Source organism: Streptomyces sp. NPDC001941 (assembly GCF_040296945.1).
GTDB lineage: Bacteria > Actinomycetota > Actinomycetes > Streptomycetales > Streptomycetaceae > Streptomyces.
Genome location: NZ_JBEOYE010000080.1, coordinates 1 through 17,799, shown reverse-complemented (window position 1 = coordinate 17,799; position 17,799 = coordinate 1). Strand labels below are relative to the sequence as shown.

Annotated in this window: 10 protein-coding genes and 1 pseudogene; 7 read left to right on the top strand and 4 right to left on the bottom strand. The window is 72.2% G+C overall.

Going from position 1 to position 17,799, the window contains the following annotated elements:
• Positions 1–2: 2 nt before the first annotated feature.
• Entirely contained in the window at positions 3–911 is a 909-nt protein-coding gene (locus ABT160_RS36010; protein ID WP_351652204.1) for a DUF4231 domain-containing protein, read from the bottom strand.
• Between the two features lie 230 nt (positions 912–1,141).
• On the opposite strand from ABT160_RS36010, the gene ABT160_RS36005 reads away from it, so the two are divergent.
• The 4 genes from ABT160_RS36005 (at position 1,142) to fxsT (ending at position 8,900) form a co-directional block, all read left to right on the top strand.
• The gene (locus ABT160_RS36005) at positions 1,142–1,306 is read left to right on the top strand and encodes an FxSxx-COOH-like cyclophane-containing RiPP peptide (protein ID WP_351652203.1); all 165 of its coding nucleotides are present in this window, start codon (positions 1,142–1,144) and stop codon (positions 1,304–1,306) included.
• 20 nt (positions 1,307–1,326) lie between these two features.
• Complete coding sequence (gene fxsBH / locus ABT160_RS36000) at positions 1,327–3,531, top strand: radical SAM/SPASM protein FxsBH, inactivated beta-hydroxylase extension form (RefSeq protein ID WP_351652202.1); 2,205 nt, start codon at positions 1,327–1,329, stop codon at positions 3,529–3,531.
• Positions 3,532–3,628: 97 nt separating this feature from the next.
• On the top strand, positions 3,629–4,987 hold the full coding sequence (locus ABT160_RS35995; RefSeq protein ID WP_351652201.1) for a TIR-like protein FxsC: 1,359 nt from the start codon (positions 3,629–3,631) through the stop codon (positions 4,985–4,987).
• Positions 4,971–8,900, top strand: a complete 3,930-nt coding sequence (fxsT, locus tag ABT160_RS35990; protein WP_351652200.1) for an FxSxx-COOH system tetratricopeptide repeat protein — start codon at positions 4,971–4,973, stop codon at positions 8,898–8,900. Before ABT160_RS35995 ends, fxsT begins: the two co-directional genes overlap by 17 nt.
• A 55-nt stretch (positions 8,901–8,955) precedes the next feature.
• Here the strand turns inward: fxsT and ABT160_RS35985 are convergent, their stop codons facing one another.
• Positions 8,956–9,822, bottom strand: a complete 867-nt coding sequence (locus tag ABT160_RS35985; protein WP_351652199.1) for an alpha/beta fold hydrolase — start codon at positions 9,820–9,822, stop codon at positions 8,956–8,958.
• 182 nt (positions 9,823–10,004) lie between these two features.
• Here ABT160_RS35985 and ABT160_RS35980 point away from each other — a divergent pair, with 182 nt between their 5' ends.
• A complete protein-coding gene (locus tag ABT160_RS35980; protein WP_351652198.1) occupies positions 10,005–11,003 on the top strand; it encodes a slipin family protein in 999 nt (332 codons plus the stop codon).
• Between the two features lie 95 nt (positions 11,004–11,098).
• Here the strand turns inward: ABT160_RS35980 and ABT160_RS35975 are convergent, their stop codons facing one another.
• Positions 11,099–13,816 carry a M4 family metallopeptidase gene (locus ABT160_RS35975; RefSeq protein WP_351652197.1) on the bottom strand — a complete coding sequence of 906 codons (2,718 nt, stop codon included), beginning with the start codon at positions 13,814–13,816 and terminating at the stop codon, positions 11,099–11,101.
• Between the two features lie 132 nt (positions 13,817–13,948).
• Between ABT160_RS35975 and ABT160_RS35970 the strand changes: the two genes are divergently transcribed.
• Both ABT160_RS35970 and adhE read left to right on the top strand, forming a co-directional pair.
• Entirely contained in the window at positions 13,949–14,941 is a 993-nt protein-coding gene (locus ABT160_RS35970; RefSeq protein ID WP_351652196.1) for a hypothetical protein, read from the top strand.
• A gap of 215 nt (positions 14,942–15,156) precedes the next feature.
• On the top strand, positions 15,157–17,730 hold the full coding sequence (gene adhE / locus ABT160_RS35965; RefSeq protein WP_351652195.1) for a bifunctional acetaldehyde-CoA/alcohol dehydrogenase: 2,574 nt from the start codon (positions 15,157–15,159) through the stop codon (positions 17,728–17,730).
• Here the strand turns inward: adhE and ABT160_RS35960 are convergent.
• Positions 17,687–17,799, bottom strand: a pseudogene (locus ABT160_RS35960) (DUF2520 domain-containing protein); the annotation flags it as partial. The gene adhE and the pseudogene ABT160_RS35960 sit on opposite strands and share 44 nt — an antisense overlap.

The following is a 17,799-nucleotide window of genomic DNA, read 5'->3' as shown; positions in this document are numbered from 1 at the left end:
CGTCAACCCCGCTGGCGCACCAGCCAGTCGGTGTGCTGCGGGGAGCAGATCCGCTCGGTCTCGTACACCGCCGCCGGCCAGTTCGCCTCCTCCGTCATCGTCTCCATCGCCGTGTGCATGGTCTTCAGGTCCTCCTCCACCAGCGAGTGGGCCGCGATCAGCGGCTGGTGGCGCCTTATCTCGCTCCACGCCACACAGGCGGCCGCGGCCGCCGAGAGGACCCCCGCCATCTGCGCGGACTGGGCCAGCGAGAACGTCTGCAGGATGCCGAAGAGCAGCGCGAGCAGGGTGAGCAGGGCGATCGTCACCGACCAGAAGGTGGTCGCGTGCCGGGAGACGACGGTGCGCCGGTGGTACCAGTTGCGCTGCTCGATCAGCCGGTCGCGCACGTACGTCTCCTTGCGCGCCCCGAACGGCTTGTCGCGCAGCATCCGCATCGGCTCGGTGACCAGCGGGGCCGAGGACAGCGAGGCGTCCGCGGTGCGCGGGTCCTGCCAGCCCACCTTGCGCAGTTCGGCGAGCCCCTGCTCCAGGCGGGTGAGGAACAGGTCCTCGGATCCGGCGTGGTCCGGGCCGCCCTCGAAGGGGGTCCCGTGCACGGAGTACCGCCAGCACATGGACTTGATGAACTCGGCCGCGGAACGGTTGAGTTGCCAATGCGACTTTGCGCGGCGCCGAGATGCGCGGAAGGTCGCGAGGAGCACGCCGGCGTACGCCAACGCGCTGAGCGCGTGGGCGAGTTGGAAAGTGCTCCCGAGCTTCCAGCCGCCCGGCAGCGCGGCGAAGCCCGCGCCCAGGACGAGGAGCAGCAGCTGGGCCCGGGTGTCGCGCACGGCCTCGCGCTGCCGGGCGATGGCGACGGCGTCCGAGCGGTGGAAGAGTTCCGGCAGATCAGCGTTTCGGAAGACCATGCTGTGAAGTGGGCCCGGGAACACCGCCATGCGCACCCCTGTCCGCGGTTTTGTCTTCACTCTTTCGATGGAATGGCTTGTTCTTCACCGTAGGGCGAATGCGCAGCAACGCTTTTGTCTCGACTCGATGTGCTGATTTGCTGCGGGTGGCCATGAGAGTAAAGTCGTGCCGCCGACACTGCAACGGTGCGGTTCTCCGAGTTCGTACACCATCACCAAGGACGGCCGTCGTGAGCTTTCAGACCTCCATCATCTTCGCCGTTGCGAAGAAGGACCGCGTGCCACTCGCCGAGATCGACCCCCGGGGCACCGTCGCCACCGAGAAGCTCAGCCGTCTGCTGCCCACCACCGACGACCGCGCCGCTCGTGCGTCGAGCTTCAACTCCGCTCTCTGAACTGCCCCTAAACTGGCGGAATGACAGGACCCCTGGTCCCTTTTCGCGAGATCGTTCTGAAGGTCCACAGCAGATGTGATCTTGCTTGCGACCACTGCTATATCTACGAACACGCTGATCAGAGCTGGCGAACCCGCCCCAAGGCAATCTCTGACGAGGCGATTTCCTGGACAGCTCTGCGACTGGCCGAGCATGCCAAGAACCATGCCCTGCCCTCCGTGTCAGTGATCCTGCACGGAGGGGAGCCTCTGCTGGCGGGGCCGGCACGGCTGCGGCGCGTGTGCGAGGAGCTCACCCGGGCCGTGTCCCCGGTGGCCGGGCTCGACCTCAGGATCCACACCAACGGTCTCCAGCTCAGCCCCCGCTACCTCGACCTCTTCGACGAGTTCCACGTGCGGGTGGGCATCTCCCTGGACGGCGACAAGGCCGCCAACGACCGCCACCGCCGGTTCGCGGACGGCCGCAGCAGCCACCCACTGGTCCTCCGGGCCGTCGAGCTGCTGCGCCAGGACCGCTACCGCCACCTCGACCTCGGCCTGCTCTGCACGATCGACGCCGCCAACGATCCGGTCGCCGTGTACGACGCCCTGATGGAGCTGGACCCGCCGCGCATCGACTTCCTGCTGCCGCACGCCACCTGGCAGGACCCGCCGCCGCGCCCCGACGGCTCGCCCACCGCCTACGCCGCGTGGATCCTCGCCGCCTACGACCGCTGGGAGGCCCAGGGCCGGCCGGTGCCGGTGCGCCTCTTCGAGTCCGTGCTCTCCACGCTCGCGGGCGGTCCCAGCCTCACCGAGTCGCTCGGCCTGGCCCCCACCGACCTCGTGGTCGTCGAGACCGACGGCACCCTGGAGCAGGTGGACTCCCTCAAGAGCGCGTACGAGGGCGCCGCCGCCACCGGCTTCGACGTCTTCCGGCACAGCTTCGACGAGGTCGCCGCCCACCCCGGCGTGCGCTCCCGGCAGCTCGGCCTGGCCGGCGTCAGCGACACCTGCCGCGCCTGCCCCGTGGTGCGCTCCTGCGGCGGCGGCCTCTACACCCACCGCTACCGCGCCGACAACGGCTTCGACAACGCCTCGGTCTACTGCACGGACCTCAGGGCCCTCGTGGACGGCGTCGAGGAGCGCTCCGGCGCCGCGCTCGTCCCGGCCGCCGTGCGCGACCCGCTCGCCCTGGCCGTCGAGGAGTTCGACCTCACCCGTATCCTGCTCGCCGACCTCAACCAGGAGCTGGCCGGGCGCGGCGGCGAGGCCTGGGCGGAGGCCTGGGAGCTGGCCGGGGCCGTGGAGGCGCGCTCGGGCGGCCTGGACGAGGTGCTGGCCCACCCCTACACCCGCAGCTGGCTCCTGGACTGCGTCACGGCCCTGCGCGCCGACGCGCCCGCCCCGGCCGGCCGCCTCGCCCTCTACGTGGCCGCCGCGGCCGTGCGCGGCGGCCTGGAGGTCCCGGTCCGCGTCCCGTACCGCGAAGGGCGCCTCCAGCTGCCCACGCTCGGCGAGCTGGCGCTGCCCGGCGCCCCGGACGGCGGCACCGCCGAGGTCCGGGTCACCGAGAAGGGCTTCCGGGTGCGCGCCGAGGGCGGCGAGCACCGGGTCGTCCGGCTCTGGGAGGCCACGCCCGAGTGGCGCCCGCTGCTGCGGCTGGGCCGGGACGGGGCGCCGGACGTGGTCCTGGACGACCTCGACCCGTACCGCGACCGCTTCGACGCCCCCGCGCTGCCCCGGCTGGGCCTGGCCGCCGCGGCCGACTGGAGCGGGCGGCTCGCCGCCGCCTGGGCGCTGCTGCGCGAGACGGCCCCGCACCAGGCGGCCGCCGCCGCGCACACCGTCACCACGCTCACCCCGATCGCCGGGTCCGGGCCCTCGGTGGGCCGGCACGGGTACGGGGCCCTGGGCCTGCCGCTGACCGGTGACGCGGCCGGGCTCGCCCGGGCGCTGCTGGCCGGCTCCCGGCGGGCCCGGCTGCGGGCCCTGCTCGACGTGACGGACCTGTACGCCCTCGACGGCGAGTGGCTGCACCCCGCGCCCTGGCACGAGGAGCCCGTCGCGGTGTCGCGGCTGCTGGCCGGGGCATACCTGCGAGTAGGGCTCGCGGCGTTCGAGCCGGGACACCACGACCACGTGTCGCGCGCCCTGGACACCCTCGAACACGCCGCCGAACTCACCGTCAGCGGAAAACTCCTCGTGGCCGAGTTGCGCAAAGAGGCCTGCCGCGCCGGAGGATGACCGAAAATCGGTGGTGATTGACTGAACGTCGGGGGGATGCAGCAAGGCCAGCTCCGGAATGATTAATTCGCCCTCACCCCGCGGGACGCGGGGGTGGGTGCTCACACAGGACGGGGGTCGTGTGCACGCGTCACCGCAGCAGCGAGCGGCGGACCATCGGCCGTACTTCTTCTTGAGTTACGCGCATACGCCGAGGTACGGCGCCGGGGTCCCCGACCCCGACATGTGGGTCGAAAGGCTCTTTCGTGATCTCTGCGATCACGTGATGAACATGACCGACCTCCCGGCCGGGGCCCAGGCGGGCTTCATGGACCGGGAGATACGCTCCGGCGAGGGCTGGTCGGAGCGCTTGGGAGAAGTACTGGCCACCTGCCGGGTATTCGTACCTCTCTTCTCCCCGCGCTATTTCGCCAGCGAGATGTGCGGAAAGGAGTGGTACGCCTTCGCCCAGCGCGCCATCTACCACCAGGCCAAGAGCAACCGGCCCGCCGAGGCCATCGTCCCCGCCCTGTGGGTCCCGGTGCCGCCCGAGCAACTGCCGGGCCCCGCCGAACGGTTGCAGTTCAACCACCGGGCCTTCGGCGACCGCTACGTCACCGACGGCCTCTACGGTCTCATCAAGCTCCGCATATTCGCCGAGGAGTACGAGCGCGCGGTCTACGAACTCGCCAAGCGCATCGTCTCCGTCGCCGACAGCTCGGGCGTGGGCCCGGGCCGCCCCGTCGACTACCGCCAGGCCCCCAGCGCGTTCGGACTGCCCGGCGGCGGGCCCCGCCCCATCCAGGTCACCGTCGCCGCGCCCACCCGCCACGACCTGCCCGAGAGCCGGCTCGACGAGTACTACGGCGACATGCCGCAGGACTGGAACCCGTACTACCCGGAATCGGCCAGACCGCTGGCCTACGTGGCCGAGGACCTGATCCGCTCCCTGAACTACCAGGCGACCGTCACCTCCTTCGACCACGACTCCGGGCCGCTGGACGCCAAGCAGCCCCCCGCCCGGCCCGAGATCCTGCTGGTCGACCGCTGGGCCCTGCTCGACGAGGACCGGCGCGAACGGCTCGCCGCCTTCGACGCCGAACACCGGCCCTGGGTCAGCGTGGTGGTGCCGTGGAACCGACTGGACCACCAATCCAGGGCCCTGGAAGCCGAGTTGAGTGAGAAGCTGGAAGCCACCATGCCCATCAAGATGGGCCAGGGAAGGGCGGCGAGCCGGGCCGCGGCCCGGGGGGTCCCCAGCATGGAGGCCTTCGGGCAGATCCTGCCGCAGGTGATCGAGGCAGCGGCGCAGCAGTACCTGAGACACGCGGCGGTCTACCCGCCGGCCGGGGGGCGGCACACCGAACGGCCCCGGCTGCGCGGGCCGATGGCCGCCGAGTACGCGACCACGCACTACATCCCCGACACGCACGAGATCGCGCCCGATGCGGAGGACCCGGATGACAGCCAGCCGTGACGGACGCATCGTCACTTTCTACTCGTACAAGGGCGGTACGGGCAGGACGATGGCCCTGGCCAACACGGCCTGGATACTCGCCGCCAACGGCAGGCGGGTGCTCGCCGTCGACTGGGACCTCGAAGCCCCCGGCCTGCACCGCTTCTTCCACCCCTTCCTCGACCCCTCCACGCTCGGTGCCACCACCGGTGTCATCGACCTGATCACCGAGTACGCCTGGGCCGCCACCAGCCCCGTCCAGCGGCCCGACGACTGGCACCGGGACTACGCGCGCATCCAGCCGCACGCCGTCTCGCTCGCTCCCGAGGCGCTCGGCTGGGAGTTCCCCGAGGGCGGCACGCTCGACTTCGTCTCCGCGGGCAAGCAGAACCGCGAGTACTCGGCGACCGTCTCCACCTTCGACTGGGACAACTTCTACGACCGCCTCGGCGGCGGGCACTTCTTCGACGCCCTGCGCGACGACATGAAGGCCAACTACGACTACGTCCTCATCGACAGCCGCACCGGCCTCAGCGACATCGCCGACATCTGCACCGTCCACCTGCCCGACGTCCTGGTGGACTGCTTCACCCTCAGCGACCAGTCCATCGACGGCGCCGCCGCGGTCGCCCGCCAGATCGACGAGCGCTACGGCGGCCGGGGCATCCAGATCTACCCGGTGCCCATGCGCATCGACGAGGGCGAGAAGGAGAAGGCCGACGCCGGACGGGCCCTGGCCCGGCTGAAGTTCGACGGCTTCCCCTCCGGGCTCACCAGCGACGACCTCACCGCCTACTGGGGCGCGGTGGAGATCCCCTACCGCCCCTACTACGCCTACGAGGAGACGCTGGCCACCTTCGGCGACGAGGCCGGGCTCTCCAACTCCCTGCTCTCCGCCTTCGAGCGGCTCACCTCCGTGGTCACCGAGCAGCAGATCACCTCCATGCCCTCGGTCGGCGAGGAGGTCCGGCTGCGCATCCGGGACGCCTTCACCCGGCGCCGCCCCGCGCTGCCCGCCGACCTCTTCCTGTCGTACGTCGCCGAGAACCGGATGTGGGCCGACTGGATCGAGTCCGTGCTCAGCCGGGCCGGCTTCCGCGTCCTGCCGCGCGACGTCTCCACCGACCCCGCGCACACCGGTGGCGAACCGCTGCCCCTGGAGACCGCCGCGCGCACCGTCGTCCTGCTCTCCAGCGCCTACCTCAAGTCCGCCCGCGCCATGGAGGTCTGGGAGCGGGCCGCCTCCGAGGACCCCAGCGGCGGGCGCCGCCACCTGCTGCCGCTGCGCGTCGGCGACGTACGCCTCACCACCCCCTACATCGACCGCAACCCCGTCGACCTCTTCCGGCTCGACGAGGTGCACGCCACCACCGCGCTGCTGCGCGCCCTGGACCGGCCCGTGCAGCTCAACGACGGGGTGCCGCCCGGCCCCCGGTTCCCCGGCACCGTCCCCAAGATCTGGAACGCGCCGCCGCGCAACCCCGGCTTCACCGGGCGCTCCGTCGTCCTGGAGCGGATGCGCGACCAGCTCGGCGGCGGCATGGCCGTCGTGCTCCCGCAGCCGCAGACCCTGTACGGCCTCGGCGGCGTCGGCAAGACCCAGGTGGCCCTGGAGTACGTGCACCGCTTCATGGCCGACTACGACCTGGTGTGGTGGATCTCCTCGGAGCAGACCGACGACGTCATCGCGGGCCTGGCCGAACTGGCCGTCCGGCTCGGCGCCCAGGGCGGCGAGGACATGGCCGCCGCCTCCCAGGAGGCCATCGACCTGCTGCGCCGGGGCGTGCCCTCCAGCCGCTGGCTGCTGGTCTTCGACAACGCCGACGACCCCGAGGCCCTCAAGCGCTTCTTCCCCACCGGCGGCCACATCCTGGTCACCTCGCGCAACCAGACCTGGTCCCAGTACGGCGACGCGCTGCCCGTCGACGTCTTCCTGCGCGAGGAGTCCATCGAGCACCTCCAGCGCCGCGCCCCCGGCCTCACCCACACCGACGCCGACCAGGTCGCCGACGCGGTGGGCGACCTGCCGCTCGCCGTCGAGCAGGCCGCCGCCTGGATCGCGGAGACCGCCACGCCGGTAGCCGCCTACCTGGAACAGCTGGAGCTCCAGGCGCCGCGCGCCCTGGCCCTCAACCAGCCGGCCGGCTACCCCGAGCCGGTGGCCGCGACCTGGAACGTCTCCATCGAGCGGCTCAAGGAGCGCTCGCCCGCGGCGGTCCGCCTGCTCCAGCTGTGCGCCTTCTTCGCCCCCGAGCCGATATCCGCGAACCTGCTGTACAGCAAGGAGATGATCGAGGCCCTCAAGCCCTACGACGCCTCCCTGCAGGAGAAGCTGGTGCTCGGCCGGGTGATCCGGGAGATCGGCCGGTTCGCCCTGGCCAAGGTCGACCAGGTCTCCAACTCCATCCAGGTGCACCGCCTGGTCCAGGCGGTCATCCGGGCCCAGCTGAGCGAGGAGGAGCAGCGCGAGGCGCGCCACGCGGTGCACCGCATCCTGGCCGGGGCCCGGCCGGACGACGACGAGCCCATCGACAACCCCGAGACCTGGCCGCGGTTCGCCACCATCTGGCCGCATCTGGGCCCGTCCGAGGCGCGCTACTGCAAGGAGCCGGAGACCCGGCGGCTGCTCATCGACCGGGTGCGCTACCTGTGGAAGCGCGGTGACATCACGACCGCCTGGTCGCTGGGCAGCAGCCTGCGCGACGACTGGCGCGAGAGGCTCGGCAACGACGACCTCCAGTACCTCTACCTGCGCTTCCACCTCTCCAACATCCTCCGCACGCAAGGGCGTTACGTGGAGGCCAGGGAGCTGGACGAGGAGACCCTGGAGCGCCAGCGCCGGGTGCTGGGCGTCTCCCACCCGCACACCTACATGACCACCAGCGGCCTCGCGATGGACCTGGGCACGCTGGGCCAGTACGGCAGTGCGATGGAACTGGCCACCGAGGCGCACGAGGGCTTCAGCCAGATCTTCCACGAGTCCCACCCGCGCACCCTGGCCGCCGCCAACAACCTGGCGCTCAACCTGCGCATGGTCGGGCAGTACGCCCGCGCCCGGGAGATCGACCAGGACGTCTTCGACCGGCGCACCGAGGTGCTCGGCCCCGAGCACCCGTACACCCTGTCCTCGGCCACCTCGCTCGCCCGCGACCTGCGCGAGGTCGGGCGGTACGAGGACTCGGCGGCGCTGCTCAGCCGTACGTACGAGATCTACAAGGAGACGATGGGCCGCACCTTCCCGGGCACCCTGGCCGCCGCCAAGTCCCTGGCGGTGTCGCTGCGCAGGGCCGGGCGGACCGAGGACGCGCGACGGCTGACCACGGCCACCCGCAACCGCTACCGGGCCAAGTACGCGGCCGCCAACCCCGACTCGCTCGCCTGCGACCTGAACCTCGCGGCCGACCTGTTCGCGGCCGGCGAGCCGGTGGCGGCCAGGGACACCGCGCAGGAGGTCGTCGACCAGTACATGAAGGTGCCGGGGGAGCGGCACCCGTACACCCTGGCGGCGGTCAACAACCTCGGCATCTACCAGTGGGGCTGCGGGGCGCCCGAGCTGGCCCTGAACCTGCTGGTGGGCGCGCACCAGGTGATGACGGAGGTGCTCGGCGACTCCCACCCGCACGTGCTGTTCTGCTCCATGAACCTCGCCAACGCCAGGGCCGACCTCGGGGAGTTCGACCAGGCCCTGGAGACCGAGCGCCGGGCGGTGACCCGGCTGCGCGAGGTGCTGGGCTCGCACCACCCGGAGGTGCTGGCGCTCACCTCCAACATGTCGGTCACGCTCAGCGCGCTGGGCCGCAAGGACGAGGCGGCGCACCTGCGCGCCGAGACGGCGGACGAGCTCTCCCGGCTGCTCGGCGAGGACCACGCCCTGACCCGGATCGCCCGCGACGAACGCCGCGCCTACCGGGACCTGGAGCCGCTGGCGGTGTGACGGCAGGAGGGGCCGGGGTCGCCGCGCGGCGACCCCGGCCCCGCCGTCCGCGGGCTCAGTCCGCCAGCAGCCAGGTCAGTACGCGCGGCAGGGCGTGCAGGGCCGCGAAGTGGGCTGCCGTGGGCTCCAGTTCGACCGTCACGTTCGGGATGCGGCCGGCCAGCCAGCGGGAGTGGCCCACCGGTGAGAACACGTCCTGCTCGCCGTGCCAGAGCAGCACCGGCCCCGTGATGTCCGCCGGGTCGAAGCCCCAGGGACTGCAGAAGGCGAGCGCGTCGTCGATCCAGCCGTACGCCGAAGTCCGCAGCGCTTCCTGGTAGTTGCGCAGCAGCATGGAGCGCACGCCGGCGTCCGCCACCACCATCCGGTCCGAGTCCGTGAGCTCCTGGCGCAGCGCGTCCAGCAGCGCCACCGGGTTGCGGCGGATCTCGTCGGCGCGCGGGATCAGCCGGTCGGCCACGGCCTCGGGGTGGTCCGAGGCGTAGGAGTACTCGGTGACGTTGTGCGTGGTCATGCCCTCGAACCAGTCCAGGCCCGGCGCGTCCCGGGGCGCGAGCGCGACCAGCGCCGCCGTCCGCGTCACCCGCTCCGGCATCAGCGCGGCGCAGGCCAGCGCGTGCGGCGCGCCGCCCGAGCGGCCCACCACGGCGAAGCGGTCGAGCTCCAGGTTGTCGGCGATCGCCCGCACGTCCTGCACCACGTCGCCGACGCTGCGCCCGGCCAGGCGGTCCGAACCGCCGTACCCGGGACGGTCGTAGGCGATCAGCTGCATCCCACGCTGGTACAGCACCATGCCCCGCGGGGCCGGTCCCAGGCGGCTGCCCGGGGTGCCGTGCAGCAGGAAGACCGGCTTCCCCCTGGGATCCCCCAGGCGCTCCACCATCAGATGCCGCCCGTCCTCCGCGCGCACCCGACGTCGCAACCCCCGCCTCCTTCGCCGAAAGTGCCCCGTGCAGGCATCGTCAGCCTGCATTCCCCGCACAGTTGATGATTACCCATCCGCTGTCCTGAACGGGACTCCCTTTGGTCTCCCTTTGGCGAGAAAGCGGAGTTACCGTCGGAAGGGCACGTCGGTGTGCCCGTACCGGACCCGAGGGGGCCGTGATGGTCGAGACTCTGTTGACGGCCGGTGCGGCCGTCGTGTCGGCGGGAATCGTCTACACGATGGCCGCGGCCCGCGTCGTCAAGCAGTACGAACGCGGGGTCGTCTTCCGGCTGGGAAGGCTCCGGGCCGCGGTGCGCGGACCCGGCTTCACCCTGGTCCTGCCCTTCGTGGACCGGCTGCACAAGGTCAACATGCAGATCGTGACCATGCCGGTGCCCGCCCAGGAGGGCATCACCCGCGACAACGTCACCGTACGCGTGGACGCCGTCGTCTACTTCCAGGTCGTCGACCCGGCCGAGGCGCTCGTCAAGGTCGAGGACTACCGCTTCGCCGTCTCCCAGACCGCCCAGACCTCGCTGCGCTCCATCATCGGCAAGAGCGACCTGGACGACCTGCTCGCCAGCCGCGAGAAGCTGAACGAGGGCCTGGAGCTGATGATCGACAGCCCGGCCATCGGCTGGGGCGTCCAGATCGACCGGGTCGAGATCAAGGACGTCTCGCTGCCGGAGACGATGAAGCGCTCCATGGCCCGCCAGGCCGAGGCCGACCGGGAGCGGCGCGCCCGGGTCATCAACGCCGACGCCGAGCTCCAGGCCTCCAAGAAGCTGTCGGAGGCCGCCAAGGAGATGGCCGACACCCCGGCCGCGCTCCAGCTGCGGCTGCTGCAGACCGTGGTGGCCGTCGCCGCCGAGAAGAACTCCACGCTGGTGCTGCCCTTCCCGGTGGAGCTGCTGCGCTTCCTGGAGCGCGCCGCCCCGCCGCCCGCCGCACCCGCACCCGCGCCCGCACCCGCCGCGGCGCCGGTGCCGCCGGTGGAGCAGGCCGTGGTGGAGAAGGGCACGGTGGAGCAGGCCGCGGTGGAGCGGGGCCCGGACGCGGCCCCGCCGTCGATCGCCCCGCCCCGGCCCGCCCCGCACGGGGACCGGCGCCCGGCCGACGACGGCGAGCGGCTGCGGGAGCCGCGCTCGGAGGTGGCGCCCTCGGAGGTGTGGGAGTAGCCGCGCCCCCTCAGCCCGCGTACCCCGTGCTCCGTACGCGAAGGGCCCGCGCCCCCTTCCGGGGACGCGGGCCCGTGCGGTTCACCGTCCGGCGGTCAGCAGCGGCCCGCCGGGCGGGCGCGGGTCACCAGGTCGGTGTGGCCCGTGGTGCCGTCCAGCCAGACCACGCGCCGGCCGGTGTCGGCGGCGGCGCCGTCCTGCTCGCCGCGGGTGCAGGAGACCCGCTGGAGGTTCCTGGCGTCCGGGTCGGCCTGGTAGACCTTGGTGAGGTGCTGGTTCTCCAGCGGCACCCACACCGGGCCCCAGCTGCGCGGCTTCCAGTACGTCAGGGTCAGCGCCTGGTCCGTGGCGTCCAGCGCCTGGTAGTGGGCGTCCTCGGTGGACTCGGGGACCAGGTCGGTCAGGCCGGTGCCGTCGAGCTTCGCCCGGCGCACGCCCATCCGCCAGTCGTCCTCGATGTCGTCGACCAGCCAGTACAGGTACGTCGAGGTCAGGACCGGGGTCGCGATGCCCGAGCGGGCGCCCTTCGGGGCGAGCGTGGTCACCTTGCCGGACCGCAGGTCGCGGATCTCCGTGGTGATCTGCCCGATGCCGTCCGCGTCCGTGTAGGCCTTGGCGTACGCGAGCCGGGTGGCGCTGACCGTGGGCAGCGCGGTGCTGACGTCGGTCCGCCCGCCGTCGGCGTAGTGCGGGACGCGCTCGCCGGTGCGCAGCCACGCCACCCGCAGGTTCCCGCCCGGCGTGCTCTCCTGCCAGGTCACCGTGGAGCCGGCCACGTGCACGTTGCCGACCTGCGCGGTCGTCGACCACAGGGTGCGGACCGGGCCGCCCTTGAGCGGCCGGGAGAGCACGGCGGTGCCGGTCGGGCCGTACGCCGCCCAAGCCGCGGTCGTGCCGTCGGTGTCCGGGTAGACGTGGAACCGGCCGTCGTTGGGGCTCAGCAGGCGCGGCGCGCCCTTGCCGTCGGTGCGGCCCGCGTACACCGAGTACGGCTCGCCGCCCTCCTCGTCGGACCTGGACGCGGCCCACCAGCCGCCGCCCGCGCCCGCCGGGGTGCCCTTGGTGTTGACGTCGCCCAGCAGCTCGTCGCTGTCGGCGCCGATCGCCTTCTCCCAGCCGGGCACGATGCCGTGCGCGTCGAACGCCCGCTTCACCGCCCGCAGTTGGCCGGCGCTGACCTTCAGCTCCCTGGCCGCGGCGACGACCGCGGTGCGCGCCTGGGTGAAGCCGTCGAGCGGGGTGAGGTAGGAGGTGAGGGCGCGGTAGACGATCCGGTCGGCGAGCCTGCCGCCCAGGTCCTCGCGGATGTCCCACAGGGCGCCCGAGACGATCGTGGAGTTGAGGTGCACGCCGCCGTTGTCGGTGCCGTACTGCACGCCGAGGAAGTCCTTGGCGGTGGTGCGGCCGTCGTTCAGGTCGCGCAGCGCGCAGTCGGCGCCCGTGCGGTCCGTGCACAGGTCCTCGCCGATCAGCGCGGCGGTGGCGGCGGGCGGCCTGGTGACGTCCACGTCGATGGCGTTGCCGAAGTAGTCGGCGATCGCCTCGTTGAGCGCCCCGGACTGGCCCGTGTAGACCAGGCCCGCGGTGTGCTCCACCACGCCGTGCGTCATCTCGTGGCCGACCACGTCCAGGTCCGCCGACATCGGCTTGTAGCCGTCGCCGCCGGAGCCGTACACCATCTTCTGGCCGTCCCAGAAGGCGTTGGCGTACGGCAGCCCGTACTCGGTGACGCCCACCAGGGAGTTGAGCGTGCCGCCCCGGCCGTCCAGCGAGTTCCGGCCGTGGTTCTTCTTGTAGTAGTCGTAGACCTGCCCGGCCGCCCAGTGGGCGTCGACCGCGCCCTTGTCGGTGGCGTCCTTGCCGAACGCCTTCGCCGCGGAGGCGACTTCGGATATGCCGGCGGGCCACTTCCCGGACGCGTCCTGGACGTCCACGCCGGTCGCGTCCCAGGTGCTGATCGTCCGCCCGCCGCCGCCGTGGTGGCGCTGGTCGCGCAGGGCGAAGCCCCCTCCGCCGCGCGTGACGTCCAGGGCCACCTTCGTGCCGTCCAGCTTCACGCCGGAGCCGGTGGCCGGGGCGCCGTCGACCGTCTGGATGCCGGAGTAGCGCAGCACCGGGAAGCCCGCGCGCGCGTCGACGTACACCTCCTCCTTCAGCGGGGCGCCGGTGACCGGGTCGGTGCCGGTGACCGTGACGTGCTGGGTGAGCACCCCGGAGCCGCGCGGCAGCACGACCAGGCCGTGGGGGACGCCCTTGAGGGGCGCCGTCCCCGCGGGCACCCGGGCCAGCTTGCGCGCCGACTGCTCCGCGCGGGTCGCCGCCACCGCCCGGGCCACCGCGGTGGCCGTCGGCACGGTGGCGGTGGCCGGGGCGTCGAGCCCGGTGAAGTACCGCCCGGAGGTGCCCGTGACGACCCGCCCGCCGCCGCGCCGCTCCATCCGCACCAGGTACTGCCCGCCGAGCACCGGCACGCCCCGGTACCGCTGCTGGAAGCGGACCGTCTCGTCGGCGCCCTCGGTGACCGTGCCCGCCGGGGCCAGGTCGCGGCCCGGGTCGGCGATCGCGTAGCGGCCCTCGCGGGCGGCCAGGTGCTCGCGCGCCGCGTCGGCCGCGCTGCCGGTGGCCCGGGCCGGTTCGGCGATGCCGTCCACCAGGGCGGGCGTGGCGGTGCCCGCGCCCGGGACCACCTCGGCGGCCGGGCCGCCCGGCGCGGCGGACGCCGGGGTGACGGCGGACAGCACCGAGGCCACCGCGAGGAGCGCGGCGACGCCGGATGCCCGCGCCCCCGCTCCGGACCTGCTTCTCCTGCTCACGTTCTTTCCTCCCACGCTCGTACCGGTCGCCCAAGGCAAGTCGTTGCGCGGGTGTTGATCAAGGAATAAGCGCTGGTCACAACTGGGGATGCCCACTTGTGTGGACCCGGGGGCGGCCCAAGAATCAGGCCCATGACCATGGAGACCACACTGGGGGAACTGGGCCTCGGCCCGGCCGAGGAGCGCGTGTACCGGGCGCTGTCACGGGGGCGTTCGGCGGGGGCCGAGCGGCTGCGGGACGAACTGGGCATGACGCGGGAGGAGTTCGGGCACGCGCTGGAGCGGCTGGGGGAGTACGGGTTCACGGTGCCGGCGGCCGGGGGGCTGCTGCCGCGACCGGTGCCCGCCGGACCCGCCGTGCGCGCCCTCGTCCACCGCCGCACCGCCGAACTGCACCGCAGGGCCGCCGAGCTGGAGCGGATACGGCTCTCGGCCGACGCGATCGCCGGGCGGCTCGCGGCGGGCACGTCCGGGCTGCCGCCCGGCGGCCTGGAGGCGGTGCACGGCGCGGACGAAGTGGCGCGCCGGGTGGAGGAGTTGATCGCGGGGGCGCGCCGGGACGTGGTGATCCTGGACCGCCCGCCGTACGCGACGGCCGAGCCGGGCCCCGCGGTGCGGGCCCTGCTGGAGCGGGGCGTGCGGGTGCGGCTCGTCCTGGGGCAGGAGGGGCTGGACCGGCCGGGGCGGCTGCGGGAGCTGCGGGAGCTGGCGGAGCTGGGGCTCGGCGTCCGGATCGCCACCCGGGTCCCGACGAAGCTGGTGATGGCGGACTGGGGCGCGGCCTCGGGGACCGCGCTGCTGCCGCCGGACGAGTACGCGGACCCGACGGCCAGCGCGCTGGTGGTGGGGGAGGGGCTGCTGCGGCCCGCGCTCGGGGGGCTGTTCGAGGCGGTGTGGGACGGGGCCGTGCCGTTCGGGGACGGGGCGGTGCCGCCGCAGAGCGCGGAGCTCCTCGGGCTGCTGGCCAGCGGCCTGAAGGACGAGGCGATCGCCCGCCGGCTGGGGGTCCACGTGCACACGGTGCGCCGCAGGATCGGCGGCCTGCTGGGCGAACTGGGCGCGGGAACGCGCTTCCAGGCGGGGCTGCGGGCGGCGATGCGGGGGTGGCTCGGACCGGACGCGTGACACTTTTCCCGAAATTCTTGTGAAAGTTTTCACAAGCTCGCAAGGGACTTTGGTCGCCTTGCATCCCCGCAGCTCAGAGCGGTGATTCCGGCGAGGTCCAGGTATTCTAAGGGACCTTCGCCCTGCCCTCCGGGGCCTTTTTCGGACCCTCCCCGAGCTTTTTCGGGTGTCGAATTGTGGTGTCGGAAAAAGGTCCCGGAGAAGGAGCACCTGCCATGCAGGCCAACGAGATGGTGGACGGACTCGTCCAGGGAGCGCTCGCGGCGCTGGAAGCGTTCGAGTCGTACGACCAGGAGCAGGTCGACCACATCGTCAAGAAGGCCTCGCTCGCGGCCCTCAGCCGCCACGGCGAGCTGGCGCAGCTGGCCGTCGAGGAGACCGGCCGCGGCCTGTTCGAGGACAAGGCGGTGAAGAACCTCTTCGCCTGCGAGCACGTCACCAACTCCATGGCCGGGCTGAAGACCGCCGGCGTCATCTCCCGCGACGAGCTGAACGGCGTCACCGAGATCGCCGAGCCCGTCGGCGTCATCTGCGCGATGACCCCGGTCACCAACCCGACCTCCACCACCATCTTCAAGGCGCTCATCGCGCTGAAGACCCGCAACCCGATCGTCTTCGCCTTCCACCCCTCCGCGCAGAACTGCTCGGCCGAGGCCGCCCGCACCGTGCGCGACGCCGCCGTCGCGGCCGGCGCGCCCGCCGACTGCGTGCAGTGGGTCGAGGAGCCCTCGATGGAGGCGACCGGGCTGCTGATGAACCACGAGGGCGTCTCCACCATCCTGGCCACCGGCGGCAACGCGATGGTCAGGGCCGCCTACTCGTGCGGCAAGCCGGCCCTCGGCGTCGGCGCGGGCAACGTCCCGGCGTACGTCACCAAGAGCGGCAAGCTCCAGCGCGCCGTGCACGACATCGTCCTCTCCAAGTCCTTCGACAACGGCATGATCTGCGCCTCCGAGCAGGCCGTGATCCTGGACCAGGAGGTGTACGAGCAGGGCCTCGCCGAGTTCCAGCGACTGGGCGCGTACGTCGTCACCGCCGCGGAGAAGACCAAGCTGGAGGAGTTCGTCTTCGGCACCACGGCCTTCGCCGCCAACTGCGCGGGCGCCAAGCTCAACGCGGCCGTCGTCGGCAAGTCCCCGCGGTGGATCGCCGAGCAGGCCGGCTTCGAGGTCCCCGAGGACACCTCCATCCTGATCGCCGAGTGCGCCGAGGTCGGCGAGGGCGAGCCGCTCACCCGCGAGAAGCTCTCCCCGGTGCTGGCCGCCCTGAAGGCCGGCTCGACCGCGCACGGCCTGGAACTCTCCGCGCAGATGGTCGAGTTCCACGGCCTGGGCCACAGCGCCGCCATCCACACCGAGGACGAGGAGCTGGCCGAGGAGTTCGGCAAGCGCGTCAAGGCGATCCGGGTCATCGTCAACGCCCCCTCCACCTTCGGCGGCATCGGCGACGTCTACAACTCCTTCCTCCCCTCGCTCACCCTCGGCTGCGGCTCCTACGGGCACAACTCGGTGTCCAACAACGTCACCGCGGTCAACCTGGTCAACGTCAAGCGGATCGGACGGCGCAACAACAACATGCAGTGGTTCAAGGTCCCGCCGAAGATCTACTTCGAGCGCAACTCCCTGCGCTACCTCGGTGAGATGGACGGCATCAAGCGCGTCAGCATCGTCACCGACAAGACGATGGGGCAGCTCGGCTTCGTGCAGAAGGTCACCGACATCCTCCAGGCCCGCCCCTCGGTCGTGGTCCTCCAGGTCATCGACAACGTCGAGCCCAACCCGGAGCTGGAGACCGTGCGTACCGGCGCCGCGATGATGCGGGACTTCCAGCCCGACACGATCATCGCGCTGGGCGGCGGCTCGGCGATGGACGCGGCCAAGATCATGTGGCTGATGTACGAGCACCCCGAGGTGGAGTTCGCGGACACCAAGGAGAAGTTCTTCGACATCCGCAAGCGCGCCTACAAGTTCCCCGGCCTGGGCGAGAAGGCACAGCTGGTCGCCGTCCCGACCACCTCGGGCACGGGCAGCGAGGTCACCCCGTTCGCGGTGATCTCCGACCCGGCGGCGGCCCAGAAGTACCCGCTGGCCGACTACGCGCTCACCCCGAACGTCGCGATCGTCGACCCGGTCCTGCCGATGGGCCTGCCGGCGACCGTCACCGCCGACTCCGGGTTCGACGCGCTGACCCACGCCACCGAGGCGTACGTCTCGGTCTACTCCAACGACTACACCGACGGGCTCTGCCTCCAGGCGATCAAGCTCATCTTCGAGAACCTGGAGCGGTGCGTGGTGAACGGGGCGAAGGACCCCGAGGCCCGCGAGAAGATGCACAACGCCTCGACGGTGGCGGGCATGGCCTTCGCCAACGCCTTCCTCGGCCTGGTGCACGCCATGGCGCACACCCTGGGCAACACCTTCCACGTCGCCCACGGCCGCACCAACGCGCTGCTGCTGCCGCACGTGATCCGGCACAACGGCCAGGTCAGCGGCAAGGCCACGCCGTGGCCGAAGGCCGAGGTCTACCGGGCGCCGGAGCGCTTCCAGGAGATCGCCAAGGTGCTGGGCCTGCCGGCCGCGACGCCGCAGGAGGGCGTGGAGTCCTACGCCCGCGCGGTGGAGGAGCTGCGCGACCGGTGCGGGATCCCCGCCTCGTTCCAGGCCGAGGGCGTCGAGGAGGAGGCCTTCATGGCGGCCCTGCCGCAGCAGGCGATGAACGCCTACGCCGACCAGTGCGCGCCCGCCAACCCGCGGATGCCGATGATCGACGACATGGAGGCACCAGCGTGACCAGGTGGTTCGCGCCGAGGGCCAGGGCCGCGTGGTAGAGCGGGCGGGCGTGCTCCTCGATCCACTCGG

Coding starts and splice junctions, on each gene's coding strand:
- ABT160_RS35980 (WP_351652198.1), top strand. CDS start 10,005: ATGGTCGAGACTCTGTTGACGGCCGGTGCGGCCGTCGTGTCGGCGGGA.
- ABT160_RS35970 (WP_351652196.1), top strand. CDS start 13,949: ATGACCATGGAGACCACACTGGGGGAACTGGGCCTCGGCCCGGCCGAG.
- ABT160_RS36010 (WP_351652204.1), bottom strand. CDS start 911: ATGGTCTTCCGAAACGCTGATCTGCCGGAACTCTTCCACCGCTCGGAC.
- fxsT (WP_351652200.1), top strand. CDS start 4,971: ATGACAGCCAGCCGTGACGGACGCATCGTCACTTTCTACTCGTACAAG.
- adhE (WP_351652195.1), top strand. CDS start 15,157: ATGCAGGCCAACGAGATGGTGGACGGACTCGTCCAGGGAGCGCTCGCG.
- fxsBH (WP_351652202.1), top strand. CDS start 1,327: ATGACAGGACCCCTGGTCCCTTTTCGCGAGATCGTTCTGAAGGTCCAC.